The sequence below is a fragment of the Nitrospirillum viridazoti CBAmc genome (genome assembly GCF_000730165.1).
GTDB classification, from domain to species: Bacteria; Pseudomonadota; Alphaproteobacteria; order Azospirillales; family Azospirillaceae; genus Nitrospirillum; species Nitrospirillum viridazoti.
Map to the genome: position 1 here is coordinate 1,706,096 of NZ_CP022111.1, position 22,402 is coordinate 1,728,497.

A 22,402-nucleotide genomic window follows, 5' to 3' on the forward strand; every position below is an offset into this window, starting at 1 on the left:
TTCCCAAGAGGCCGCCAACCAATGTTTGTGCATCTGCACTAACATTGGAGTGTTGCAGTTTCAAGGCGTTGGAAGAAAAGGTCGGTTGCCGTACGTCCTTTGCGCTTCGCGGTGGCGAATTCGCCCAGAACTTGATCAAATGGTCAGGTTTTGTGACTGTTTTCTGACCGTCCGGTCAGGCAAATTGTCGCACCTGCAAGCCAGGCCCGTCGCACGGAAAAGGCGAATCGGGGCAAAAACGCGATGGTTGCCGAATTGGAAGCGACAGGCGCCGGTCATCCCGCCTTTTTCCCCTTGGCCTTGCGCGGCAGATCCGCCACCTCCAGCCGGCCATCGGCCACGGCCTGTTTCAACGCGCCATGATCCGCGGCGCTGATCTCGGCATAACCGGCGGCAAAATCCGCCACCGCGTCGTCGAAAGTTCCGGAATTGCCGAGGTAGCCCGCGATCAACGCCGCGTCACCGGAACGGGCGTGGGCGCGCGCCAGCGTAGCGCCGCACAGGGTGGCGTAGAAATCCAGCCGGTCATCCTCCATCAGCGTGCTGGCCGACGCCAGCCGCCGGTCCTTCAACTGGCGGATATAGAATTGGCGTCCGGCCTCATCCGCCGCCCACCCCAGGAACCCGTCGCTGACCGTCTGCAGGGTCCGCTGGCCCACCACCACCCGCTGGCCCTGGTTGGCGTAAGGCGACGCGCCGGCATAGGGCGCCAGCACCGACGCGGTCGCCTCCTTCACCTGCAGGAACAAGGGGTGTCCGTCAGGGTCGACGAACAGGCCGATGGCGCAGAAGGTGCCGACGGAGCCCACGCCTACGACCTTGAAGGCCACGTCGGCCAGCTGATAACGGTCGATGAGGAAACGGCGTTCCTCAGGCAAGGTGTCCCGGTAACGGGTGAACAGCGCGCGGGCGCGCAGTGCCGCCTGGCCCTGGCGGTCCGTCTCTTCGTCAAAATGATAGATCAACGGTGGGGCATCACGGATGCGGGCCTGGCTTCCGTCGCCCTGGGCCAGGCGGGGAAAATCGTCGCCGGCGGACGGGGTGGCGGCCGCCTTGGCCAACAGGTCCATCTCCTTGGCGCGCGTGGCCTCATCGTTGATGCCCTGGACCATGGCGGTGATGTCCACCCGGCTGGACCATGCCGTCAAGGGATCCAGCCCCGCCAGTTCCCCCATGCGCAGGCGATAGGCGGTGACGGCGGCGCGCGCCATGTCCTTGGCAGCACCAGGCGTATGCCCCGCGTCCCGTGCCGCCAGCACCAGCGAAGCGGCGAGCCGCTTCACATCCCATTCAAAGGGCGCCGACAGCGTCTCGTCAAAGTCGTTGAGATCGAAGACGGGCCGGCCTTCGGGGCTGGCGTAGATGCCGAAGTTCATCAGATGGCAGTCGCCGGAGGCTTGGACGCGAATGCCGCTGACGGGCAACTGGGCCAGGTCGCGGGCCATGACCGCCGCCGCCCCGCGCAGGAAGGTGAAGGGACTGGCCACCATGCGGGCCCAGCGCACGGGCAGCAGCGACTGGATGCGCGTGGCGGAGGTCGCCACCAGCAGCGCAATAGGATCGCCCCGGTCCTTCAGCGGCGGCAGGGCCGCATTGCCGGAACGGGGGGCGGCGTCGCGCAGGGCCTTGCCGGCCTCCTTACGCTTGTCGGCGGGCAGGGCGCGCAGGGCGGCGAGATCGGGCATGGATGTCTCCGGGCGGATGAAGGCTCGGGAAAGCGGCAGGTGCCGCCGGGGAACGTCCGAAGTGTCGGAAGCGATTATGGCACCGCTGTGAACTCCCGGCGCCATGGCCAGGGACTCACCGGTGCACGGATTTTCCATCAGGATACCGGTGCCGTTCCATGATTGTTCATGGAAAACGACGAAAGGCCGCACCTTCGCTCCAGCGGGCGATGCGGGCTTAAGTATCTGATTTTAAGGAAGGTTCGGATGGTGCTGCCAGAGAGGATTGAACTCTCGACCTCTCCCTTACCAAGGGAGTGCTCTACCACTGAGCTACGGCAGCGCCCGTCCGGTGGGCGGGGTAATTGCCACAGGGGCGGAGGGGATGCAAGCCTTTTGAGCGAAGAAAATGAAAGAATTTTGATCGGCAGGGTCCAGGCGCTGACGGTCCACGGGGCCGAAGCCCTTGGCGTGCCGCCATTCTGCGCCTATTTTCGGGACCCCGCGATAGGGCAAAGGCCAGGGCAGCCACCTCCAGCCCGGCCCCTTAGGAGTAACACCGCCCCATGACCGACAAGCCGCCCGCGAAACCCGGCGCCGACAAGACCATGACCCGGGAGGAACGCCTGGCCGCCGCCCTGCGCGAAAACCTGCGCCGCCGCAAGGTACAGTCGCGCGAGAGAGAGGACGCCGCCGACGCCCCGGCGGCCGAGACCGAGTGAACCCCCAGATGTGGTGGGTACGGCCGCAGGCCCGCGCCCATTCCTGGTGCGTATCCCCGCCAGGCAGGCGTCAGAGTCACCTTGAGCGGCGGACGGGGAGGGTCTAAGAAGGGAAAGCGCACCGTTAGTGCATATCCCATCGACCCCCGACCGCAGGAGCGACGCCCATGGCCATCATGCCCGACACCTGGATCCGCGACATGGCGCAGAACCGGGGCATGATCGAACCGTTCGTGGAGGCGCAGAAGCGCGAGGGCGTCATCTCCTACGGCCTCTCCTCCTACGGCTATGACGCGCGGGTGGCGGACGAGTTCAAGATTTTCACCAACGTCGACAGCGCCATCGTCGACCCCAAGCGGTTCGACGACGCCAGCTTCGTGGACCGCAAGACCGACGTCTGCGTCATCCCGCCCAACAGCTTCGCGCTGGCGCGCACGGTGGAATATTTCCGGGTGCCCCGTGACGTGCTGGTGATCTGCCTGGGCAAGAGCACCTACGCCCGCTGCGGCCTGATCGTGAACGTCACGCCGCTGGAGCCGGAGTGGGAGGGCCACGTGACGCTTGAGATCAGCAACACCACGCCGCTGCCCGCCAAGGTCTACGCCAATGAGGGCCTATGCCAGTTCCTGTTCCTGAAGGGCGACACCATCTGCGAGACGTCCTACGCTGATCGCTCGGGCAAATACATGGGCCAGCGCGGCGTGACCCTGCCGCGCTTGTGAGTCGCGACCCACATTGATTTCCAGGCGGCGGACCGCCGCCGCCCCAATTCCGCCATACCCCTCCGCCATCACCCTTTCAGCCGGCACCGCTCCCGAGACGGGGCTCAAGACCGGCACGTTCGAACCGATCGGCCCTTTCCCCATGGACAAGTTACGCATACGCGGCGGCGCGCCGCTGAACGGCAGCATCCGCATCAGCGGCGCCAAGAACGCGGCCCTGCCGCTGATGGCCGCCTGCCTCCTGACCGAGGGGACGCTGACGCTGGACAATCTGCCCCACCTGGCCGACATCACCACCATGGCCAACCTGCTGGCCCAGCACGGTGTGGACATGGTGTACGAGGGTGGCGCCACCTCCTGCGCCCAGCGCGCGGTGAACCTGACCGCGACCACCATCACCTCCACCGAGGCGCCCTACGACCTGGTGCGCAAGATGCGCGCCAGCGTGCTGGTGCTGGGGCCCCTGGTGGCCCGCTTCGGTCAGGCCAAGGTGTCGCTGCCCGGCGGCTGCGCCATCGGCACCCGCCCCGTCGACCTGCACATCAAGGGGCTGCAGGCCATGGGCGCCAAAATCGAGCTTGAGGCCGGCTATATCCACGCCTCCGCCCCCGAGGGGCTGCGGGGGGCGGAGTTCGTCTTCCCCCAGGTGTCGGTGGGCGCCACCGAGAACCTGCTGATGGCCGCCTGCCTGGCCAAGGGCGAGACCGTCCTGATCAACGCCGCGCGTGAGCCGGAGATCACCGACCTGGCCCACTGCCTGGTGGCCATGGGCGCCGAAATCAGCGGCATCGGCACCGACCGCCTGCACATCGTGGGCAAGCCGTCGCTGCACGGCGCCCGCCACCGCATCGTGTCCGACCGCATCGAGACCGGCACCTATGTCATGGCGGCCGCCATCACCGGTGGTGAACTCGAACTGGTGGGCGGCGAGCTGGAGCACATCCAGGCCGTGGCCACAGCCCTGACCGGCGCAGAGGTGGTCTTCACCCCCACCGACACCGGCTTCAAGGTGCGCCGCGCCAATGGCGAGGTGCTGGGCGTGGACGTGATGACGGAGCCCTTCCCCGGCTTCCCCACCGACCTGCAGGCGCAGATGATGGCGCTGATGTGCACGGCCAAGGGCGCCTCGATGATCACCGAGACCATCTTCGAGAACCGCTTCATGCATGTGCCGGAACTGGCGCGCATGGGCGCCAACATCACGGTCCACGGCTCGTCCGCCCTGGTGCGTGGCGTGCCGCGCCTGACCGGCGCGCCGGTGATGGCGACGGACCTGCGCGCTTCGGTCTCGCTGGTGCTGGCCGGACTGGCCGCCCAGGGCGAAACGACAGTCAACCGCATCTACCACTTGGATCGCGGCTATGAGCGTATCGAGGACAAGCTGAACGCCTGCGGCGCCCAGATGGAGCGCCTGAAGGGCGATTAAGCCGGAGGGAATCCGTGGGGGCGGTGGCGTCCCGCCCCTCGGATGAACTATTCTCATCCGAAAATGGATGAGCCGCCGCCATGCCCTACCACCTGCCACCGCTGAGTACCCTGCGCCCTTTCGAGGCGGCGGGCCGCCATCTCAGCTTCAAGCAGGCGGCGGAGGAATTGAACCTGACCCCCAGCGCCGTCAGCCATGCCCTGCAGACGCTGGAGGATTGGCTGGGCACGCCGCTGTTCACACGGGGGCACCGCAGCCTGGCCTTGACGCCGGCCGGCGCGGCCTATTTGCCCGAGGTGCGCGGCATGCTGGAACGGCTGGCCGTGGCCACGTCCGCCTTGCCCGGGCGCGCGCCCAGCGGCCGGCTGGCGGTCAGCGTGGCGCCCACCTTCGGCCTGCGCTGGCTGGTGCCACGCCTGCCCCGCTTCCGCGACCAGCACCCGGACATCACCCTGACCCTGGACACGAGCCAGCGCCCGGCGGACCTGCCGCGCGACGGCGTGGACGTGGCCATTCGCATGCGCCAGGACGACTGGCGACCCGACGAGGGTGCAGACTTGTACGCCGCCTGCCTGGTGCGGGAGGCATTGATACCGGTCTGCGCCCCCACCCTGGCGGCACGCGTAACCGCCCCAGCCGACCTTAACTCGGTGCCCCTGCTGCATGTCGACAGCGTGACGGAGGAGTGGGCAGCCTGGGCGGTGCCGACCGGGATGGATATCAGCGCCCTGACCGGCGGCGCGCGGTTCGACACCGTGCACATGGCGCTGGAGGCGGCTGCCAGCGGCCTGGGCGTGGCCATGGGCCGCCTGCCCCTGGTGGATACCGACCTGGCCACCGGCCGCCTGGTGGCCGTGCTGGGCCCGCCCAGGCCCATCCGCACCGGCTACTGGCTGATCACCAGCCGGGCCGGCCGCAACCGGCCGGAGGTGGCGGCCTTCCGCGCCTGGATCAAGGCGGAGCTGGCCGCGTCCCCGACCGTGTAGTCAGGTGCCGGTGTAAACGGCGGGACGGCGTGAGATCCAGGCGTCCAGCCCTTCCTCCAGGTCGTGGCCGGGGACAAGGGCGGCGAAGGCGGCGCTTTCGGCCGCTAGGCCCTCCGCGATCGGCATATTCACCCCGCGTGTAACGGCGGCCAGGATGGCGGCAACCGCACCGGGCGCATGACGGATGATGCGGTGGGCGAGGTCACGGGCGGCCGGCATGAGTTGATCATGCGGCACCACCCGGTTGACCAGCCCCAACTCCAGCGCCCGCTCAGCGGTGAAGCTGTCGCCGGTCAACAGCAGGTCGAGCGCCCGCTTGCGCCCCGCCAGACGCGGCAGGCGCTGGGTCCCGCCGAAGGTGGGCGGCATCGCCAGTTTGATCTCCGGCTTGGCGAACAGGGCGCGGTCGCTGGCCACCGCCAGGGGCGCCGCCTCCGTGATCTCACATCCGCCGCCATAAGCCAGGCCGTTGACGGCGACGATGATGGGTTTGGAGTAGGCCTCGATGCGGCTGGTCAAGGCCTGGCCCCGACGCACGAAGTCACGAACCGCCACCGCCGCGCCCAGGCGCACGCTGCCGGCGAACTCCGGAATGTCCCCGCCGGCGGAGAAGGCGCGGTCGCCGGCACCCGTCAGGATGACGGCGCGGACCGCATCGTCGCCCTCCATCTCCTCCAACGCCTTCAGCAGGGCGTCGACCAGGGCGTAGCTGAGGGCGTTCAGCTTTTCCGGACGATTCAGGGTCAGGGTGGTGATGCCGTCATCATCGACGGTGCGCAACAGGACGGGGGTGGTCATGGGGACACCTTTGCGAGGGAAGAGGCGCCCACTGTTCCCGTTTCCTTACAGCCCGGACAAACGCGCCTTTCGCACCCTCACATGAGCAAAACTCACCTGAGTGAAATCAGGGCACCGGACCTGCGGGCTGGACGGGCACGCCCAAATACCGTTCCACGATTTGGTCGAACACCCCCTCGGCACGTAACTCGTCCGCCGCCCGTCGCAAATCCTGCGCCGCCTTGGTGGCAGCCGCGTCGCGGGAGCAGCTGAGCCATCCCTCCATGACGCCCACCCGCCATTTGCTGCCCAGCTCATCGGCCAGTCCCAGGCGGCTGATCAACGCGTCCAGCATGACCTCCGCCCCCACCACGCCATTGACCCGACCGGCGCGCAGCATGCGCAGGGCACTCTCCAGCGAGGGGGCCGGCACCAGGGGAACGCCCAGCCGGTCCATGAGCCGGGCGACGCTGCCGCCGGTGGTGCGGGTACTGGCCACGGGACCCAAAGCCCTCACGTCCTCCGGGCTGGCCAGCCGTGTGCCGGCGCGGGCCACCACCGCCAACGGCATCTGCAGCACCGGCGCCAGGGGGACGAAGACGATGGCGGGCATCCCCTCGCGGCCCGCGCCCGGGGCGTCCGGCAGCTTGGTGCCCGGCAGTTGGGTGCCTGACAGCCGACTGTCGGGCGGATGATTGTCGGACAGGGCGAACACCACCGTCCCCGCCCGCATCAGTTCGTCATACAGGCGCAGCTGCGGCATCACTTCCAGGTGGCCGGGCTGGCCGGCACGACGCAAGATCGCCCTGGCCATGTCGGGCATGGGGCCGGTCGCGCCATCCCCCTCCCCTTCCGTCCACAGGGGCAGGGCGGACAGCAGGAAGCGCACTGGTCCCGCCTCTGCGCCCGTATCCTCAGGCATGGCCCGCAGGGCGGAGACACGCCCGGCGGCCACGGCCAGCGCGGCGCCGCCCGACATGGCCCGAATGAACATGCGCCTGTCCAGGCCCATGGCGTGCCCCCCGGCTTTCCCCGCCCATCTTCACACGCGTGGGGCGGTCACGTTCCAGTCGCGTACTCCACCCGGTTGCGTCCCAGGTGCTTGGCCCGGTACAGGGCCTGATCCGCCCGCTTGATGATTTCCTCCAGCGGCGGCACCCCCGTGGGCCCATGGCTGGACTTCGGCCCGACGGAGATGACGCCAAAGCTGCAGGTCACCGTTACGCTCACGCCAAAGGCGTCGACGTGCACATCCGGCGCGGCCTCAGGCCACCCTTCCTCATGGGCCTGGACCATGCCAGCAGGCACGTCGCCCAAGGCGATGGGGCTGAGGGAGATGGCGCCATGCAGGCGGTTCAGCACCTCCCCACAGTCTTCTCGCCCTAGCCCGGGCAACAGGATCAGGAATTCCTCGCCACCGTAACGGCCAACCGCGTCGTAACTGCGCACGGCGGCGGACAGCCGGCGCGACACCTCGACCAGCACGGCATCGCCCGCGGGATGGCCGTGAGTGTCGTTGATGCGCTTGAAGTGATCGACGTCGGCCAGCACCACGGTCAGCGACGCATCCTCACGCCGCCGCGCCAGTTCCAACTCCAGCAAATCCAGGATGGCGCGGCGGTTCCACAGATGGGTCAGGCTGTCGTACATGGCCAACTGGCGCAGCTGCTCCCGCGACGCCTCCAACTCCCGGGTCCGCGCCTCCACCAGGATCTCCAGGGTGCGCCGCCGTTGCATGTCGGCATGGGTGCGCCAGCGGTAGATGGCGACACCGATCGCGACCACGGACAGGGCGCAGCCGGCGAAGAACAACTTGGTCTGCCACCAGGGTGGCCGGATGCTGAAGGGCACCAGGATGGCGGGGGCCATGGCCTGCAACGCCGTGTTGCGGGCTACCAGCTCCAGCTCGTACGTCCCCGACGGCAGGGCGGAGTAGCGGATTTCCTCGGCCGCCGTCACGTTCCAGTCGCTTTCCAGGCCGTTCAGGCGATAGCGGTAGATTTGCCCACCCCGGCTGCGGAAGCTGGGCGTGGTCAGGTGGAAGGTCAGAGGAGCAGTATCCCAGGGCAGTTCGAAATTGCCATCCGTGGGCAAGGCCATGCCGTTGCGTTCGATGCCCGTCACCCGCGTCACCAGCGCCGGCCGGTTGAACAGCAGATCCGGCCGCGTGATATGGGTCAGGCCCTTGCTGGTGCCCACCCACAGGGTCCCGTCATCATCCTCGATCAGGGCGCTCTGGTTGCAGTCGTTCCACACCAGGCCGGTGTCGTGGCTGTATTGGCGCAGGGCGCCAGCATTCCATACCAGCACACCACTGTCGGTGGCCAGCCACATCCAGCCGCGCCGGTCCTCCAGGAGACCCAGCACCTGGCGGTCGCCCACAAGATCCTCGGTCACGTCGCCGACAGGCTGCAGAACGCCGGTGCCGGCCCCCGGCGCGTTGTCTGGCGGCTCCTGCACATGGGCCAGGCGAACGGTCTCCCCGCCCAGCCACAGGCTGCCGTCGCGGGCGCAGGCGATGACGTTGAAGCGGGTGACCGGGGGCACGCCGGTGATGGCCGGCGCCGTCCATTTACCCTCGCCGAAGCGCAGCACGCCGGTCTCTGTCGCGAACCACAGGGTGCCGGAGGGCGCCTGGCAGGCGCTGGAAACCGAGGTGTCGGGCGGAATGGGCAGGGCAGCACCCAGGGGCACCGCCTGGGGATTGGGACCTTCCGGTTTGTCGATGACGTAGAGGCCCTTCTTCCGGGTCATGACCCACAACCGGCCCTGCGCATCGATGAAGACCTGGAAGATCAGAGGCAGGTGGGCCACGACAACGGCCGCCGGCGGCGCCCCGTCCTTCCCCGGATCCTGGTAGAACAGCAGGCCGGAGAAGGTGCCGCCCCACAAGCGGCCGGACTTGTCCAACGCCAGGCTGCCGACCTGATGGTTCAGAACGGGCTGGCCGCCGGGCGCCGGGATGATGTGCGGGGGAGTATCACCCCCCTCTTCCAGCCGCGCCAGGCCGCCATCGGTGCCGATGACCAGGCGGCCGGCGCCGTCACGGCGAAAGGACCAGACGGATTCATGGATCAACCCCTGGCGCGCCGTCCAGTTGGCCCAACTGCGATAGCCGACCCAGTGGGTCAGGCCCAAGCCGGCCGAGCCTACCCACAGGTCGCCGTCGTGATCGACCAGCAGGGCGCTGACCTCCCGCGCCGGCAGGCCATTGCCATCGCCCAGTTGCTCCCAGCGGCTCGGCGCTTGCCCCTTGCCTGGATGTGCTAGGCGCAACAGGCCCTGGTCGCCGAAGGTGACGATGTTGCGGTCCATGTCCTGCAGCAGGGGCAGGAACACCCGGACGTTGGTGCGGGTCGAGGGCAGCGGCAGTTGCGCCATGAAGCGGCCGCCCTCGCCTTGGGCGTCCGCAGGCGCCAGCGCCAGTACCTGGTGTTCACCACGCGCCCACAAGGTGCCGTCGACATCGCGCAGCACATTGCCCCAGCGATCGGGAGCGACGCCCTGGTCGGGCCCCCACAGCTTCAGCTGGCCTTGGCGAACCTCGCACAGCGCCTGGCCGCAGCCCAGCCATATGTCGCCGCCGCCCTGTTCGCCCACACCGAACACCCGCACGCTCTGGATTCGGTTGAGCGCCGGCTGGGCGGCCTTCTGGTCCGGCGTGAAATAAGGGCGGGCGACCCAGGCGACGGCGGTGGTGGCACCCGGCGCGGCGTCGGTCCTGTGCGCCTCCACCACCAGCAGGTCCTCGCGGCCCACCACCAGCAGGTGGCCCGCATCCAGCGATGCCAGCTTCTGGCCTTGCCATACGGGCACCGGCCGCCCGTCCTGGGACACGGGGGCGAAGGTGCGGCCGTCCCAGCGGTACAGGCCGCCGGTGGTACCCACCCACAGCACGCCCGACGGTGTCACGTGGATCGCGCTGACGTAAGGTTCCTTCAGCCCTTCGGCAGGGCCGAAACGCTGGAACTTTCCACCATCGAAACGATAGAGCCCGTTCTCGGTCCCCACCCAGAGGAAGCCCATGGCGTCTTGCGCCAGGGCTGTGATGGACAAGTTGGCGAGGCCATCTTCCTGGGTGTAAGAGCGGAAGGCGTATTCCTGCGCCGCCACAGGCGCCAACAGGGCGCCAAGCCAGCCCAGGACGCAGAGCAGGGCGGCCGCCAGCCGGCGCTGCACTCGCCCCGACCCCATGGCGGTCGTCCCCATGCTCACGACGGCGACTGATCCCAAAACCTTGCCCGTGCCTGTTCCCTTGGTACCGGCGGGTTTCCCCGAACGGCATACGTCCCAAGATGTGACGGGGTTGGGCGCAACAACGCAAGAGTCTTTAGGCGGCGACGCCCGGCGCGCAAGCCCCCGGGACGATCGCGCCCCCGATCAGCCGGCGCCTTTGCTGCGCAGTTCGCCCGGCAGGACCTCGAACAACTCGACCTTGAAGATCAGGGTGGCGCCAGCGGGGATCACACCGTCACCCGAGCCCTTCTGGCCGTAGCCCATCTCCGCCGGGATGACCATTTCGATCTTGTCGCCGACATGCATGCGCGGGATCACCTCGACCCAGCCCTTCACCACCTTTTCCAGGGACATGACGGCCGTCTCATCCCGCTGGTATGAGCTGTCGAAGACGGTGCCGTCGGTCAGCCTGCCCTCGTAATGCACCCGGATGCGGTTGCTGGGGTTGGGCTGCTGGCCGACGGCCGGCTCCTTCTTGCGGAGGAAACGATAGGCGACGCCGTTGGTCGACATTTCCACGCCGGGCTGCTTGGCATAATCCAGGATGAACTGGTGCTGGGCATCGACCTGGCCGCCGATCGCGGGGCGGGCGTTCAGCGGCACCTGCGCCTGGGCGGTGCCCGCCGCGAACGGAAGGGCCAGCGTCGCCGCCAGTAGGGTGGGATAGATCAGGGTGGAATAGATAAAGCTGTGCCCGCGCATCAAACCGCTCCTGCGAAGCCGGCCGCCCATCCCGCCGCCCTTGAGATCAGGGCCGGACGCCGGACGGTGCCGGTTGTTTTGTCCTGGACGGTGGCTTCCCCCACCCCGATAGGGCCACCCCAGGGGCCCACCCGCGGGGATAAGGATTACGGCTTGGGCGTATCCCCGCGCAAGCCTTCCGGAACGGGCGCGTCGATTGGGCCGAAGTTCATCATGGTGTAGCCCTTGGGCAACTCGAAAAGGGCCCCGTCCTGCCGGCCGCGCTTCAAGTCGGCCAAGTCCAGGCGAATGGTGACCGGGCCGTTGCCGTCGTTGGCCGTGCCCTCGACCCGCATGTAGATGCCGTCCGCCGTGGACCAGACCTGGCCCTCGAACCCGCCCCCCTGGTCATAGGTACCAATGACGCGGTAGCGAACCACCGTCTCACCCCCCAGCGTGTCCCGGCCCAGCGCCTCGGCATCCAGTTGTGAAAGGCGGGTCAGGTCGGGGGCCGCCTCCGGATCCTGGGGAGACAGGGGGGCCGCCATGTGCGACTCCGGCTGCAGCACGAAGGCAGTATCGCGATCGGGACGGAGGATGAGGATGGTGCTGAGTCCCCCCTCCCTCATCTCGCGCCGTTCCCGCCCCTGATCATGGAAGACGCGCAGGTCCTGGCGTACGCCGTTGACCGTCAGGGCCTCCGCCGCCTGGTAGTCACCGCCCATCTTGGGCAGGCCACCCGCGGGCAAGTCGGACGCCGGCTTGGACGGGGCGGACTTTGCCGGCACCGACTGCGCCAGGGCGGCGGGCGACAGCAGCAGCATGGCGGCGAGAAAGATGGAACGGCGCATGGGGCGGGTGGCCCTTTCACAAGGAACTAAAGATGTGGGCTGGGACCCTAGCGCCCGGACGATGGCCAGGCAACGGCCCGCCGCCCTTACACGATGGCGGACGAAGAACCCAAGCGCCCTTGCCGCCACGCCAAGGCCAAGGTAAGCCCGGGACGTCATCATGAATGAAGGCGCTGACACGCGTGAAAATCCTGATCGTCGCCGCCGGCTCGCATGGGGACGTCCTGCCCTTCATCGCCCTGGGCGCGGAACTGCGACGGCGCGGGCATGAACCCCACCTGTTCGCCATCGCGGTGTTCGAGCCGCTGGCGCGTCAGGCAGGACTGCCCTTCACCGCCCTGGGTAGCGCGGAATTCTATGACGGCCTGCTGCGCCATCCCGACCTGAACCATCCCAGCCGATCGCTGCGCGTCATGGCCCAAGCCATGGAACATACGGGGGCGACGGCCTGGGCCACGCTGGACGCCGCCGTGGTGCCTGGCCAAACCCTTGTGGTGGGTAGCACGCTGGCCTTCGCCACACGGTCGCTGGCCGAGCGCCACGGCCTGCCCGCCGTCACCGTCCACCTGGCGCCCGCCGTCCTGCGCACCCTGCACACGCTTCCGCGCCATGGGGGCCCCGTGCCGGGTGCCCGGGCGCCGCGCTGGCTGAAGCGGCTGTTCTGGCGCCTGGTCGACGACTTTTTGGTGGCCCCAACCCTGGGTGCGGTGCTGAACCGGCACCGCCGGGCCGTGGGCCTGGCGCCGGTGCACCGCCCCATGGGCGACTGGCTGAACCAGGCTGATCTGGTCATCGGACTGTTCCCCGACTGGTACGCGCCGCGCCAGCCCGACTGGCCCGCCGGCCTGGTCCTGACCGGCTTCCCTTTGTACGACAGCGCGCCCGGCATGGACCTACCGCCGGAGCTGGAGAGCTTCCTGGCCGCCGGTCCGCCGCCCGTGGCCTTCACCTCAGGCACCGCCACGGCGCGGGCACTGGATTTCTTCACCGCCTCGGCGGAGGCTTGCCGCTTGTCGGGCCGGCGCGGCGTGCTGCTGACCCGCCATGCCGACCAGGTGCCAGGCCCGCTGCCGCCAGACGTGGTGCGCGTGGACTATGCGCCCTTCAGCCGCCTGCTGCCCCGCTGTGCCGCCTTCGTCCACCACGGTGGCATCGGCACCATCAGCCAGGCGCTGGCCGCCGGCGTGCCACAACTGATCCGGCCCATGGCCCATGACCAGTTCGACAACGCCGCCCGGACAGTCGCCCTGGGCGTCGGCAGGCAGCTGCCCATGCGCCGCTACCGCCCCGCCGCCGTCGCGGCGGCACTGGAGCACCTGACCGACGATCACGCCATGAAACGCCGCTGCGCCGAGGTGGCCGCCCGCCTGGTCGCCGACACCGCGATCACCGAGGCGTGCGACCGCATCCTGGCCTTGGTCCCGCGCCGCTGAGACCGCCCAAGAGTTGCAAGGCGCTCAAGCCTTTGGGGTCGGCTATTGGTGATTCCGTCAAAGAGACAAGCTATCCCGGGGCGATGCTTGACAACCGTTTGGGCGCCTTCCAAAGTGCCGCGCGGCGCCGTTCAGAAGGGACGCGCCGGGAAGTGTTTTCATGTCCCGGAACGGGCAGAACGCCCACCCGGCAGGATTTCCTGACCGGCCACCGGATCGGAGGGGGCACTCTCCCGCGCCCTGTTTCCATCCTCCGCTCAACTTTTGGCACTTGGGGGTTTGCGTGTCCTTGAATATCCAGGTCCTCGTCGTCGATGACTACGCGACGATGCGGCGCATCATCAGGAACCTGCTCACGCAGATCGGCTTCACCAAGATCGACGAGGCCGCCGACGGCGCCGAGGCGTTGGCCAAGCTGCGCGCGTCCACTTTCGGACTGGTCATTTCGGACTGGAACATGGAGCCGATGACTGGCCTTCAGCTCCTTAAGGAAGTGCGCGCGGACGTCCGCCTGAAGGGCACGCCCTTCATTATGGTGACCGCGGAGTCCAAGACCGAGAACGTCGTTGCCGCCAAGGAAGCCGGCGTCAACAACTACATCGTGAAACCTTTTAACGCCGACACGCTGAAGAAAAAGATCGAGAGCGTCATCGGCGCGCTGGGGTGATGCCTGTGTCGGATTTCTTTTCCGACCTGTCTGACGAGGAATACGCCCGTATCGAGGACGCGCTGCAGTCCACGGCGCGCGGGCGTGCCTTTCTGCGCATGCGGGACCGCCGGGGCCGCGTCGTCGCCATCGACGACGTGCGCCGCCTGTTGAAGGAAGCCAAGACGGGGGGCGAGGTCGACAGTTCCGGCGCCCATATCCGCATCCTGCGGCGGGAGCTGCAGGAAATGGCGTCACACATCGCCCAGACCCGGCGCGAAATCGCGGCCTTGAAGCCGGACGACCCCTCGGCCAACCGCATCATGCTGGCGACCGAGGAACTGGATGCCATCCTGCAGGCGACCGAGCACGCCACCACCGAGATCCTGAACGGGGCCGAGCGTATCCAGTCGGTGGCAGACCGCCTGCGCGGCGAGTCGCCGGCGGTGGCCAGCGAACTGGACAACGAGGTCATGGAGATCATGACCGCGTGCAGCTTCCAGGACATCACCGGCCAGCGCATGACCAAGGTCGTGAACACCATGCGCTATATCGAGCGCCGGGTGCACACCATGATCGAAATCTGGGGCCTGGAAACCGAAGCGGCCGAGGCCATCATGGACGACCCGCAGGACGTCCGGCCCGATAGCCATCTGATGCACGGCCCCGCCCTGCGTGGCGGTATCGACCAGAACATGGTTGATGCCCTGATGGATGGCGGTGGCTTCGCCCCGGTGGCCGCCCCCCCGCCGCCTCCACCGCCCCCGCCGCCCGCCCCGGTCGCGGCGCCGCCGCCAGTGGCGCCGCCGCCCCCGCCGCCCAAGCCAGCCAAGGCACCAGAGCCCCCCGCCAGCGACGGCAAGCTGAGCCAGAGCGCCGTGGACGACATGTTCCCGTAAGACCGCCCCCGGATGCCCCCCGCATCCGGGGGTTCGCTTTTGCGGCCGGCCGCCGGTCCACGTCTAAAACGCCCCATGAAAGATTGCTGACGGGCCGAGAACCCGGGCGACAGGCCTGCGATCCTTTGCCATCCTGCAAACGAACGAATAGCGCCCCCGACGGTGCGGCCGGCGGACGGCCGTCCAGGAGGGCGGGGCCGGATGGGGCAGATGAGGATTACGGCAACCGGTGCGAAAGGCACCGCCGCCGGCGTGATCCCGCGACGCGGGGTACTTGGCGGCGTCCTGGGCGGCGCTGCGCTATGGGCCACGGCTGCGCGGCAGACTGGAGCGCAAACGCCCGCCGTCCGCATTGGCGGCAACCCCGCCTGGTTCCCCTATAGCTGGGAGGAGGGGGATAGGCTCCGTGGCCTGGGGGCCGAGAAGGCGCAGGCCGCATTGGATCACCTGGGGCTGGCGGCCATACCTTTGACGTTCGGCCGCTGGCAAAGGGCACTGGCGGCGCTGGAGCACGGCCGGGTGGACCTGCTGGTCTCCGCCCTGTGGAACGCCGAGCGCACGGACCGCATGCTCTATACCGCCCCTTATGCCGGTGACGACGTGCGCGCCTTCGTGCGCAGTACCGATGTGGGGCGCTACCGCACCGTCGCCGATTTGTTCGGCCGCGCGGGTGTTGCTCCGCTGGGCAGCGCCTATGGCGCAGAGATGGACGCGCTGGAGTCCCGTGGCCTGAACCTGGAACGCAGCGGCACGACGGAGGGCATGCTGCAGCGCGTGCGCTACGGCCGGGCGGATTTTTGCGTCCTGGTTCATCGCAACGGACTGCATCTGCTGGAGACGCTGCATTTGGCGGGCGAGCTGGCGCCCCTGCCCTTTGCGCTGACGCGCGTGCAAATCCGCATGCTGATCCGACGCGACGGTCCCCTGGCCGACCGGCTGGACGCCCTGAACACCCTGATCACCGACGCGTGATGCGCCACCGAGGCAACGACACCGCCATGTCGCGCATACTTGTCTGAGTGAGCGACCTGTCTGTATTCTCCGGGGGATAGCCCCCGCCCGTCCAACGGATCCCCACGCATGCCCGGCAAACGCTATCTCATCGAATTCGTCGTGGCCCTGCTGGCCTACGGCTTGCTGATGACCCTGGCCCTGATGGCCTTGAACAACGGCTGGGTCCAGGGCGGCACCCGTACCGTGGTGGCCTTCGCCCCCATGGTAGCCTGCGTCGGCATCTGGTGGGCCGTGGTGCGCCACCTGCGCCGCAGTGGGCCGGAAGAGGGACGGGTGCAGCTGATCGCCATCGGCTTCGCCTTCGCCGGCACCGCCCTGCTGACCTTCACCTACGGCTTCCTTGAGGTCGCGGGCTTTCCGCGCCTGTCCATGTTCACGGTGTGGCCGCTGATGGTGCTGCTGCTGGTCGTGGGTCAGTTCCTGGGGCGCTGGCTGCAGGCACCGGAGGGGGACGAGAATGACGAGGAGTGACGCCCCGACCCGTAATGGGAAGGGCCGCCATCACAAAGGGCTTCCCGTATGAACAACCGCCTGCGTGAGATGCGCGCCCGCTATGGCTGGACCCAGGCCGACCTGGCCCGCCGGCTGGACGTGTCGCGCCAGACGGTCAACGCGCTGGAGACGGGCCGCTACGACCCGTCGCTGCCCTTGGCCTTCAGGATTGGACGCCTGTTCGGCCTGCCCATCGAGATGATCTTCCGCGACGACGCGACGCCCTGACGGGGCTGTTCAGAATCGGGACTGTCACACGAGTTCAGGCCAGCGCTTCCGCCACGGCGCGCAGCACGTCCGGATTACGGCACATGGTGACATGGGCGCCATCCACGGCGACCACCCGGCCCTGCGGTTCCGGCACCCAGCAGCTTTGCCAGGCGACGACGCCGTCGTCGCGGCTGTAGATGGCGGTGGTGGGCATGGGCAGGGGTCGGGACAGCTGCCCAGGCTCCAAATCCTCGGGATAATGGCGGGCAATCAGGCGGATCAGGGGCTCCAGGGGTGTGGCCGTGGGCAAGCGCACCGGGCTGCCGATGGTGACCACGCGACGCACCTGGTCCGGCCTGTGCTGCGCCAGGTCGCGGGCCAGCAGGCCGCCCAGGCTGATGCCCACCACATCGATGGTCGTGCCCGTCACGGCGCAGATCTCATCCAGCCGGCGGCGCAGGCCGGCACGCGCCGGCGCAGTCGGCCCCCAGTTGATGCCCAGCCCCCAGGTCTGGGGCGCATGGCCGCACCGGTCCAGGAAGGCGCGCAAAGGCTGGGTGAAGAGATCGGTGGTAAGGAAGGCCGGTATGACCAGGACGGTGCGGTCGCCGGCCGGCAGGGGCGGTGGCGGCGCGGGATGATAGCTGGGCAGCGACCAGATCTCGCCCCACAGGCCGCGATACGACGGGCAGTGCACCGCCCCCGTACGATCGAAAACGTCCGTCAGATCCCGCATCGCCACCTCACCCCTTAAACGATTGGCGGTGAGACGAAACGGTTCAAGCGCCATGATGGCACCCTAACCCAAAAGACCGGGCATCAAGTCAAGTTGACCCGTGGCTCTTACCTATGGAGCGGCCCCACCCCGGACGCCCCCACATGGGCCGACAGCGCGTCCGCCAGGGCGGCGACCACGCCGGGCCAATCGCCGGGGCGGGCCTGGCGGAACAGGGTGGCGGTGGGATACCAGGGGCTGTCCGTCCGCCGGGTCAGCCAACGCCATTCCGAGCCCGTGTCCAGCATCAGCCACAGGGGCCGGCCCAAGCCGCCGGCCAGATGGGCCACGGCGGTGTCCAGGGTGATGACCACATCCACCTGGGCCAGGATGGCGGCGGTGTCGGCGAAGCTGCGCAGACCGTCGCCCACGTCCAGAAGGTCCTCGCGCACCGCCAGGGGCAGGTCCACCGTTTCCAGATCCCGGCGGCCGTCATCCGTCTGTACCGACACCCAGCCCACGCGGCCAGCCAGGCGCGCATCGGTCAGCAGCGGCAGCAGGGGTGCCAAGCGGGGCGCCCGGTGGCGGTGATAGGGAAACAAGGTCGAGCCCGCCCAACTGAGCGCCACCCGCACCGTCGGCAAGGTGTCCAGCACGCCGGCCCAGCGCGCGACGGCATCGGCCGGCGGGGCCAGGTAGGGCACCGTGTCCGCTGCCCAGCCCAAGCCCGTGCCCGCCAGGGACAGCAGGGCCACGCAGTCCGCCTGCATCCACTGGTGCCCTGGCCAGGGCGACGGCAAGGGGTCGCGCAGGGTGCCGACGTCTTCCACCAGGTCGGAGGCCGCCAACAGGTCCAGCAGGATATCCATGCCCCGGAACACCACCCGCATGCCCGCCGCCCGCAGCGGCCGCGCATAGCGGATGAACTGCATCACGTCGCCATGCCCCCGGGTGGCGGTGACGACCAGATGGGTGCCTGACCTCACCACGCCGTCCCAGGCGGGCACATCGGCCAAGCCTTGCCCCAGGCCGGGCATGTGCCGGCGCCAGGCAAAATGGGGGGCGCCGCCGACGACGTCCCCCTGCTGCAGCAGGGCCATGCCCAACCCCTGGTGCAACACCGCGATGTTGGCGTCGCGCGTGGGCGGATGATGGTCCAGGGCCGTGCGGAAACAGGATTCCGCCGCCACGGGATCCCCGCGCCGCAGCGCGAGGAAACCCTGGTTGGCGTGCGCTTCGGCCGAGTGGGGGTCAAGATCCAGGGCGGCGGCCACATGGACGGCCGCCTCATCCACGCGGTTGGCGTCGATGCAGGCGGCCGCCGCAGTCACGCGCAGGTCCGCCCGTTCCGGCGCCGCCTCCACTGCCCGCAGGATGGGCGCCAGAGCGGCCTCCGGGTCATACGCCGCCAGCAAGGCGATAGCCAGGTCGCGCCAGGCGTCTACCCCCGGCACCGCCGCCGCCCGCGCCTGCGCCACGGCCACCGCGTCGCGCGCCAGGCCGCACGCACACAACGCCCGGGCCAGATTGCCCTGGACGCGGGGGGCGTCGACACCAGAGACCATCCCCCGGGCCTGTTCCTGCGCCAGATAATCCAGCGCCAGCCGATAAGCGGCGGCGGCGGCGAAGCTGTCGCCCTGGGCGAAGCGGGCGTCACCCAACTGGGCCAGTAGGCTGGCGCGCGCGCCGATGACCGTCAGGGCGTTGTTGATCACCTCTGCCGCCTCGGCCGGCCGACCCAGCTGATACAGGGCGACGGCTTGGTTGCTGTGGTGGGCCACATTCTGGGGCGCATGCCGCACCGCCGCCGCGAAATGCTCGACAGCGGCTTCATCCCGCACCTGCAGCGCCAGCACGCCCAGCATGTTCCAGGCGTCGGCATACGTGCCGTCGGCAGCCAGGGCTTCGCGGCACAGGGCTTCCGCCGCCCCCAGGTCGTCCGTGCGCAGCCGCTGCCGCGCCAGGGCCAGCAGGGCCACGGCATCCCCCTGCGGCGGCGGTGCGGGAACCGCGGGCACGGCGGCCAGCCGCGCCGCAACCTCCCGCACCCAGGGTGTGCCGGGTGCCGCCAGCGCCAGGGCCCGCCGCCAGCTGGCCGCCGCGTCCTCCAGCCGTTCCAGGTCCGCCAGCACCAGGCCCAGGCTGGCATGCAGATCGGCCATGGCGTCGAAGCGCGTCAGGGCCTGGCGGATGTGGGACTCCGCCTCTTTCAGGCGGCCGGTCTGGGCCAGCAGCATACCCAGCAGGTGGGCGGCATCGCCCCGCCCGGGATCGCGCGTCAGGACCTGGCGATAAATGGCCTCCGCCGCCTCGTGCTTGCCGGCCTTGTGCAGGCCCACGGCGTAACGGACCAGGTCATCGGTTTGGAAGGTGTCGGTCATGGGCGGAGGCTTTCCTTCAGGCTTTCCCGTCTTTCGAGACCTGCACGCACGATACTATCCGTTTTGTCGCACGATCCGCGCTAAAGGCTGTTTTGCAAGTATCGCCGCCTGCCCTTATCTTCCCCCTAGCCGGAGGGGCCGACACGGCCGTCACCCGGTCCCAACAGGAGGAAGGCCCATGTCTCAATCCCGTGTTTCGCCTGCCGTTCGGCAGGCCGCCGACAATCCTGCCACGCCGCAGACGGCCGTGACCGTCGCGGCGGCCCTGGCTGGCGCCCTGGCGCTGGCGGCGTTCGCCGGCCCGGCCCACGCCGCCGACGCCACCGAGAAGTGCTATGGCATCTCCAAGGCTGGACAGAACAGCTGCGCCAACGCCTCCGGCAGCCATTCCTGCGCTGGCCAGTCCACCAAGAACTATGACGGCCAGGACTGGAAGGCCGTGAAGGCCGGCACCTGCGCCAGCATGGGCGGCAAGACCGAGGCGTTCAACGGCACCGGCACGCCGAAGGACGGCAAGTAAGATTTCGGCGGCGGGGACGGGCCATCCAGGCCGCCCCGCCGCTATTCCGCGACCTGGGCGCGCAACGCCGCCGCCATATCCGCGACCACGCCAGGCCAGTCGCCGGGGCGCCGCTGCCGGAACAGGCGGGCGGTCGGGTACCACGGGCTGTCCTCCCGCCCCAAGAACCAGCGCCATTCGCTGCCCGTATCCAGCATCAGCCAAAGCCGACGCCCCAGGGCCCCGGCCAGGTGGGCCACGCCCGTGTCCAGCGCGATGACCAGATCCGCCTGTGCCAGGATGGCCGCGGTATCGGCCAGGCTGCGCAGCCTATCGCCCAAATCCAGGAAATCCGTCCGGTCGGCCAAGCCGGCACCCACCGTCGCCAGGTCGCGCCGCCCATCGTCAGTCTGGACGCAGACCCAGCCCACCCGGCCCGCCAGCGCCGGATCGTCCAGCAGCGGCAGCAGGGGCGCCAGGCGCGGCGCCCGGTGGCGGTGGTAGGACAGGCGGGTCGCCCCCGCCCACACCAGCGCCACGCGGAACGGCGGCAGGCCATCCAGCACCCCCGCCCAGTGCTGGACGGCGTCCGGTGGCGGCACCAGATAGGGGACGGTATCAGACGCGAAGCCCAGGGACGTCGCCGCCAGGGGCAGCAGCGCCAGGCAATCTGCCTGCACCCAGGCGGCATCCGGCGGCAGCAGCTGGGCCAAAGGCCCCGCCTCCTCCACCAGGCCGGATGCGTTCAGCAGATCCACCAAGGCACCCATGCCCCGAAAGATGACCCGCATGCCCGCCTGGCGCAGGAACGGGGCATACCGGATGAAGTGCATGACATCGCCCAGTCCCTGGGTTGCCGTCACCACCAGCGCGACACCGGGCCGGACCACGCCATCCCATACCGGTATGCCGGCCAGCGCCGGCCCGAGGCCCGGGGTCCGATAGCGCCAAGCGAAATGGGGGGCGCCACCGGCGATGTCGCCCTGGCGCAGCAGGGCCGTGCCCAGGCCTTCATGCAGGGCGGCCAAGGGAAGGCCACCGCCAGCGGGCGTGCCATCGAGGGCGGCGCGGAAAGCAGCGGCGGCCCCAACGGCGTCGTCACGGCGCAGCGCGATGAATCCGCGGTTGGCCTGGGCCTCGGCCATGTCCGGCGCCAGGGCCAGGGCGGACGCCACCTGCGCCGCCGCCTCGTCGATGCGGTTGGCATCGATCAGAACGGCGGAGGCGACGACACGCAAATCGGCCCGGTCCGGCGCCAGCGCCACGGCGGTCAGCGCCGGTTCCACCGCCGCGTCCACCTGGCCGGCCACCAGCAGGGTATTGGCCAAGTCGCGCCAGGTGAGGGCGCCGGGCGCCAACGTCACCCTTTCCCGCGCCACTGCCACCGCCTCATCCCACCAACCGCAGGCGCACAGGGCACGCACGAGATTGCCCTGAACCCGTATCCTCTCAGGGCCGGGCGCCAGATGGTCCAGCCCGGCGCGATAGGCCGTGACGGCGCCGGGGGCGTCGCCCTGCGCCATCCGCGCGTCGCCCAGGGCCGCCAGCAGCCCACCATGGGGGCCCAGCAGGGACAGGGCGCGGCCGAGTGCCGCAGCGGCATCCGCCGGGCGGCCCATCTGGTAAAGCGCACCGGCGAGGTTGCGGTGATGCTCCAGTACTTGGGGGCCATGGTGGGCGGCCTGGGCGAAGCACTCCGCTGCTGCCGCGTCCCGACGCTGCAGCAACAGGACGCCCAGCATGTTCCAGGCGGCGGCGCAGGCGGGATCCTGGGCCAGCGCGTCACGGCACAGCGCCTCCGCCCCCGCGCCATCACCCGCGTCGAGCCGCGCGTGCGCCTGGGCCAGCAGCATACGGGCGCGCTCGTCGGCGTCGGGCACGTCTGTCATGGGCGATCACGTCCTTGGAGGCACGAGGGGCCGTCAATTCGCCGCACCTTACAGCCAGCGGACCCAATTGGCATCGGGCCGAATTGAAACCGCCACCGCGGCCCTCCCCAAGGCCGCAGGCATGACGAGCTAACGGTCCTGCGTTCACCTTACCAAGGG

20 protein-coding genes and 1 tRNA gene are annotated in these 22,402 nt (G+C 69.2%); 11 read left to right on the forward strand and 10 right to left on the reverse strand.

The annotated features are described in order from the left end of the window. Positions 1–275 precede the first annotated feature (275 nt). Together Y958_RS20770 and Y958_RS20775 are read right to left on the reverse strand one after the other, a co-directional pair. Positions 276–1,685: a DUF2252 domain-containing protein gene (locus Y958_RS20770; protein ID WP_088874132.1), complete on the reverse strand. Its 1,410-nt coding sequence runs from the start codon at positions 1,683–1,685 to the stop codon at positions 276–278. A 247-nt stretch (positions 1,686–1,932) separates the two neighbouring features. Then, positions 1,933–2,007 (reverse strand) — tRNA-Thr (locus tag Y958_RS20775). A gap of 223 nt (positions 2,008–2,230) precedes the next feature. On the opposite strand from Y958_RS20775, the gene Y958_RS32055 reads away from it, so the two are divergent. The 4 genes from Y958_RS32055 (at position 2,231) to gcvA (ending at position 5,520) form a co-directional block, all read left to right on the forward strand. Further along, on the forward strand, positions 2,231–2,386 hold the full coding sequence (locus Y958_RS32055; protein ID WP_186291377.1) for a hypothetical protein: 156 nt from the start codon (positions 2,231–2,233) through the stop codon (positions 2,384–2,386). 167 nt (positions 2,387–2,553) lie between these two features. After that, positions 2,554–3,108 carry a dCTP deaminase gene (gene dcd, locus Y958_RS20780; RefSeq protein ID WP_088873773.1) on the forward strand — a complete coding sequence of 185 codons (555 nt, stop codon included), beginning with the start codon at positions 2,554–2,556 and terminating at the stop codon, positions 3,106–3,108. Positions 3,109–3,250: 142 nt separating this feature from the next. Continuing rightward, the gene (murA, locus tag Y958_RS20785; protein ID WP_088873774.1) at positions 3,251–4,534 is read left to right on the forward strand and encodes a UDP-N-acetylglucosamine 1-carboxyvinyltransferase; all 1,284 of its coding nucleotides are present in this window, start codon (positions 3,251–3,253) and stop codon (positions 4,532–4,534) included. An 80-nt stretch (positions 4,535–4,614) separates the two neighbouring features. Then, positions 4,615–5,520: a transcriptional regulator GcvA gene (gcvA, locus tag Y958_RS20790; protein ID WP_088873775.1), complete on the forward strand. Its 906-nt coding sequence runs from the start codon at positions 4,615–4,617 to the stop codon at positions 5,518–5,520. Here the strand turns inward: gcvA and Y958_RS20795 are convergent, their stop codons facing one another. The 5 genes from Y958_RS20795 to Y958_RS20815 form a co-directional block, all read right to left on the reverse strand. Continuing rightward, a complete protein-coding gene (locus tag Y958_RS20795; RefSeq protein ID WP_088873776.1) occupies positions 5,521–6,318 on the reverse strand; it encodes a crotonase/enoyl-CoA hydratase family protein in 798 nt (265 codons plus the stop codon). Between the two features lie 106 nt (positions 6,319–6,424). Continuing rightward, the gene (locus tag Y958_RS20800) at positions 6,425–7,291 is read right to left on the reverse strand and encodes a substrate-binding periplasmic protein (RefSeq protein ID WP_186291378.1); all 867 of its coding nucleotides are present in this window, start codon (positions 7,289–7,291) and stop codon (positions 6,425–6,427) included. 65 nt (positions 7,292–7,356) lie between these two features. After that, positions 7,357–10,491, reverse strand: a complete 3,135-nt coding sequence (locus tag Y958_RS20805; RefSeq protein ID WP_186291379.1) for a ligand-binding sensor domain-containing diguanylate cyclase — start codon at positions 10,489–10,491, stop codon at positions 7,357–7,359. 186 nt (positions 10,492–10,677) lie between these two features. Next, on the reverse strand, positions 10,678–11,235 hold the full coding sequence (locus tag Y958_RS20810) for an FKBP-type peptidyl-prolyl cis-trans isomerase (protein ID WP_186291380.1): 558 nt from the start codon (positions 11,233–11,235) through the stop codon (positions 10,678–10,680). Between the two features lie 146 nt (positions 11,236–11,381). Further along, positions 11,382–12,065, reverse strand: a complete 684-nt coding sequence (locus Y958_RS20815) for a hypothetical protein (RefSeq protein ID WP_088873780.1) — start codon at positions 12,063–12,065, stop codon at positions 11,382–11,384. A gap of 164 nt (positions 12,066–12,229) precedes the next feature. Between Y958_RS20815 and Y958_RS20820 the strand changes: the two genes are divergently transcribed. The 6 genes from Y958_RS20820 (at position 12,230) to Y958_RS20845 (ending at position 16,777) form a co-directional block, all read left to right on the forward strand. Continuing rightward, the gene (locus tag Y958_RS20820; protein WP_088873781.1) at positions 12,230–13,498 is read left to right on the forward strand and encodes a glycosyltransferase; all 1,269 of its coding nucleotides are present in this window, start codon (positions 12,230–12,232) and stop codon (positions 13,496–13,498) included. Between the two features lie 283 nt (positions 13,499–13,781). Next, complete coding sequence (locus Y958_RS20825) at positions 13,782–14,165, forward strand: response regulator (protein ID WP_004271341.1); 384 nt, start codon at positions 13,782–13,784, stop codon at positions 14,163–14,165. Continuing rightward, positions 14,165–15,043: a protein phosphatase CheZ gene (locus Y958_RS20830; protein ID WP_088873782.1), complete on the forward strand. Its 879-nt coding sequence runs from the start codon at positions 14,165–14,167 to the stop codon at positions 15,041–15,043. Before Y958_RS20825 ends, Y958_RS20830 begins: the two co-directional genes overlap by 1 nt. A 210-nt stretch (positions 15,044–15,253) precedes the next feature. Next, the gene (locus Y958_RS20835) at positions 15,254–16,015 is read left to right on the forward strand and encodes a substrate-binding periplasmic protein (RefSeq protein ID WP_186291381.1); all 762 of its coding nucleotides are present in this window, start codon (positions 15,254–15,256) and stop codon (positions 16,013–16,015) included. A gap of 108 nt (positions 16,016–16,123) precedes the next feature. Further along, a complete protein-coding gene (locus Y958_RS20840; protein ID WP_186291382.1) occupies positions 16,124–16,528 on the forward strand; it encodes a hypothetical protein in 405 nt (134 codons plus the stop codon). A 48-nt stretch (positions 16,529–16,576) separates the two neighbouring features. Continuing rightward, positions 16,577–16,777: a helix-turn-helix transcriptional regulator gene (locus tag Y958_RS20845; RefSeq protein WP_088873784.1), complete on the forward strand. Its 201-nt coding sequence runs from the start codon at positions 16,577–16,579 to the stop codon at positions 16,775–16,777. A gap of 34 nt (positions 16,778–16,811) precedes the next feature. Here Y958_RS20845 and Y958_RS20850 read toward each other — a convergent pair whose 3' ends face one another. Then, a complete protein-coding gene (locus tag Y958_RS20850; RefSeq protein WP_088873785.1) occupies positions 16,812–17,495 on the reverse strand; it encodes a lipase family protein in 684 nt (227 codons plus the stop codon). Positions 17,496–17,602: 107 nt separating this feature from the next. Then, positions 17,603–19,855: a tetratricopeptide repeat protein gene (locus Y958_RS20855; RefSeq protein ID WP_088873786.1), complete on the reverse strand. Its 2,253-nt coding sequence runs from the start codon at positions 19,853–19,855 to the stop codon at positions 17,603–17,605. A 178-nt stretch (positions 19,856–20,033) separates the two neighbouring features. On the opposite strand from Y958_RS20855, the gene Y958_RS20860 reads away from it, so the two are divergent. Next, entirely contained in the window at positions 20,034–20,375 is a 342-nt protein-coding gene (locus Y958_RS20860) for a BufA1 family periplasmic bufferin-type metallophore (protein WP_088873787.1), read from the forward strand. Between the two features lie 41 nt (positions 20,376–20,416). Here Y958_RS20860 and Y958_RS20865 read toward each other — a convergent pair whose 3' ends face one another. Further along, positions 20,417–22,243 (reverse strand): tetratricopeptide repeat protein, encoded by a 1,827-nt coding sequence (locus Y958_RS20865; protein WP_088873788.1) that lies wholly within the window; start codon positions 22,241–22,243, stop codon positions 20,417–20,419. Positions 22,244–22,402 lie beyond the last annotated feature (159 nt).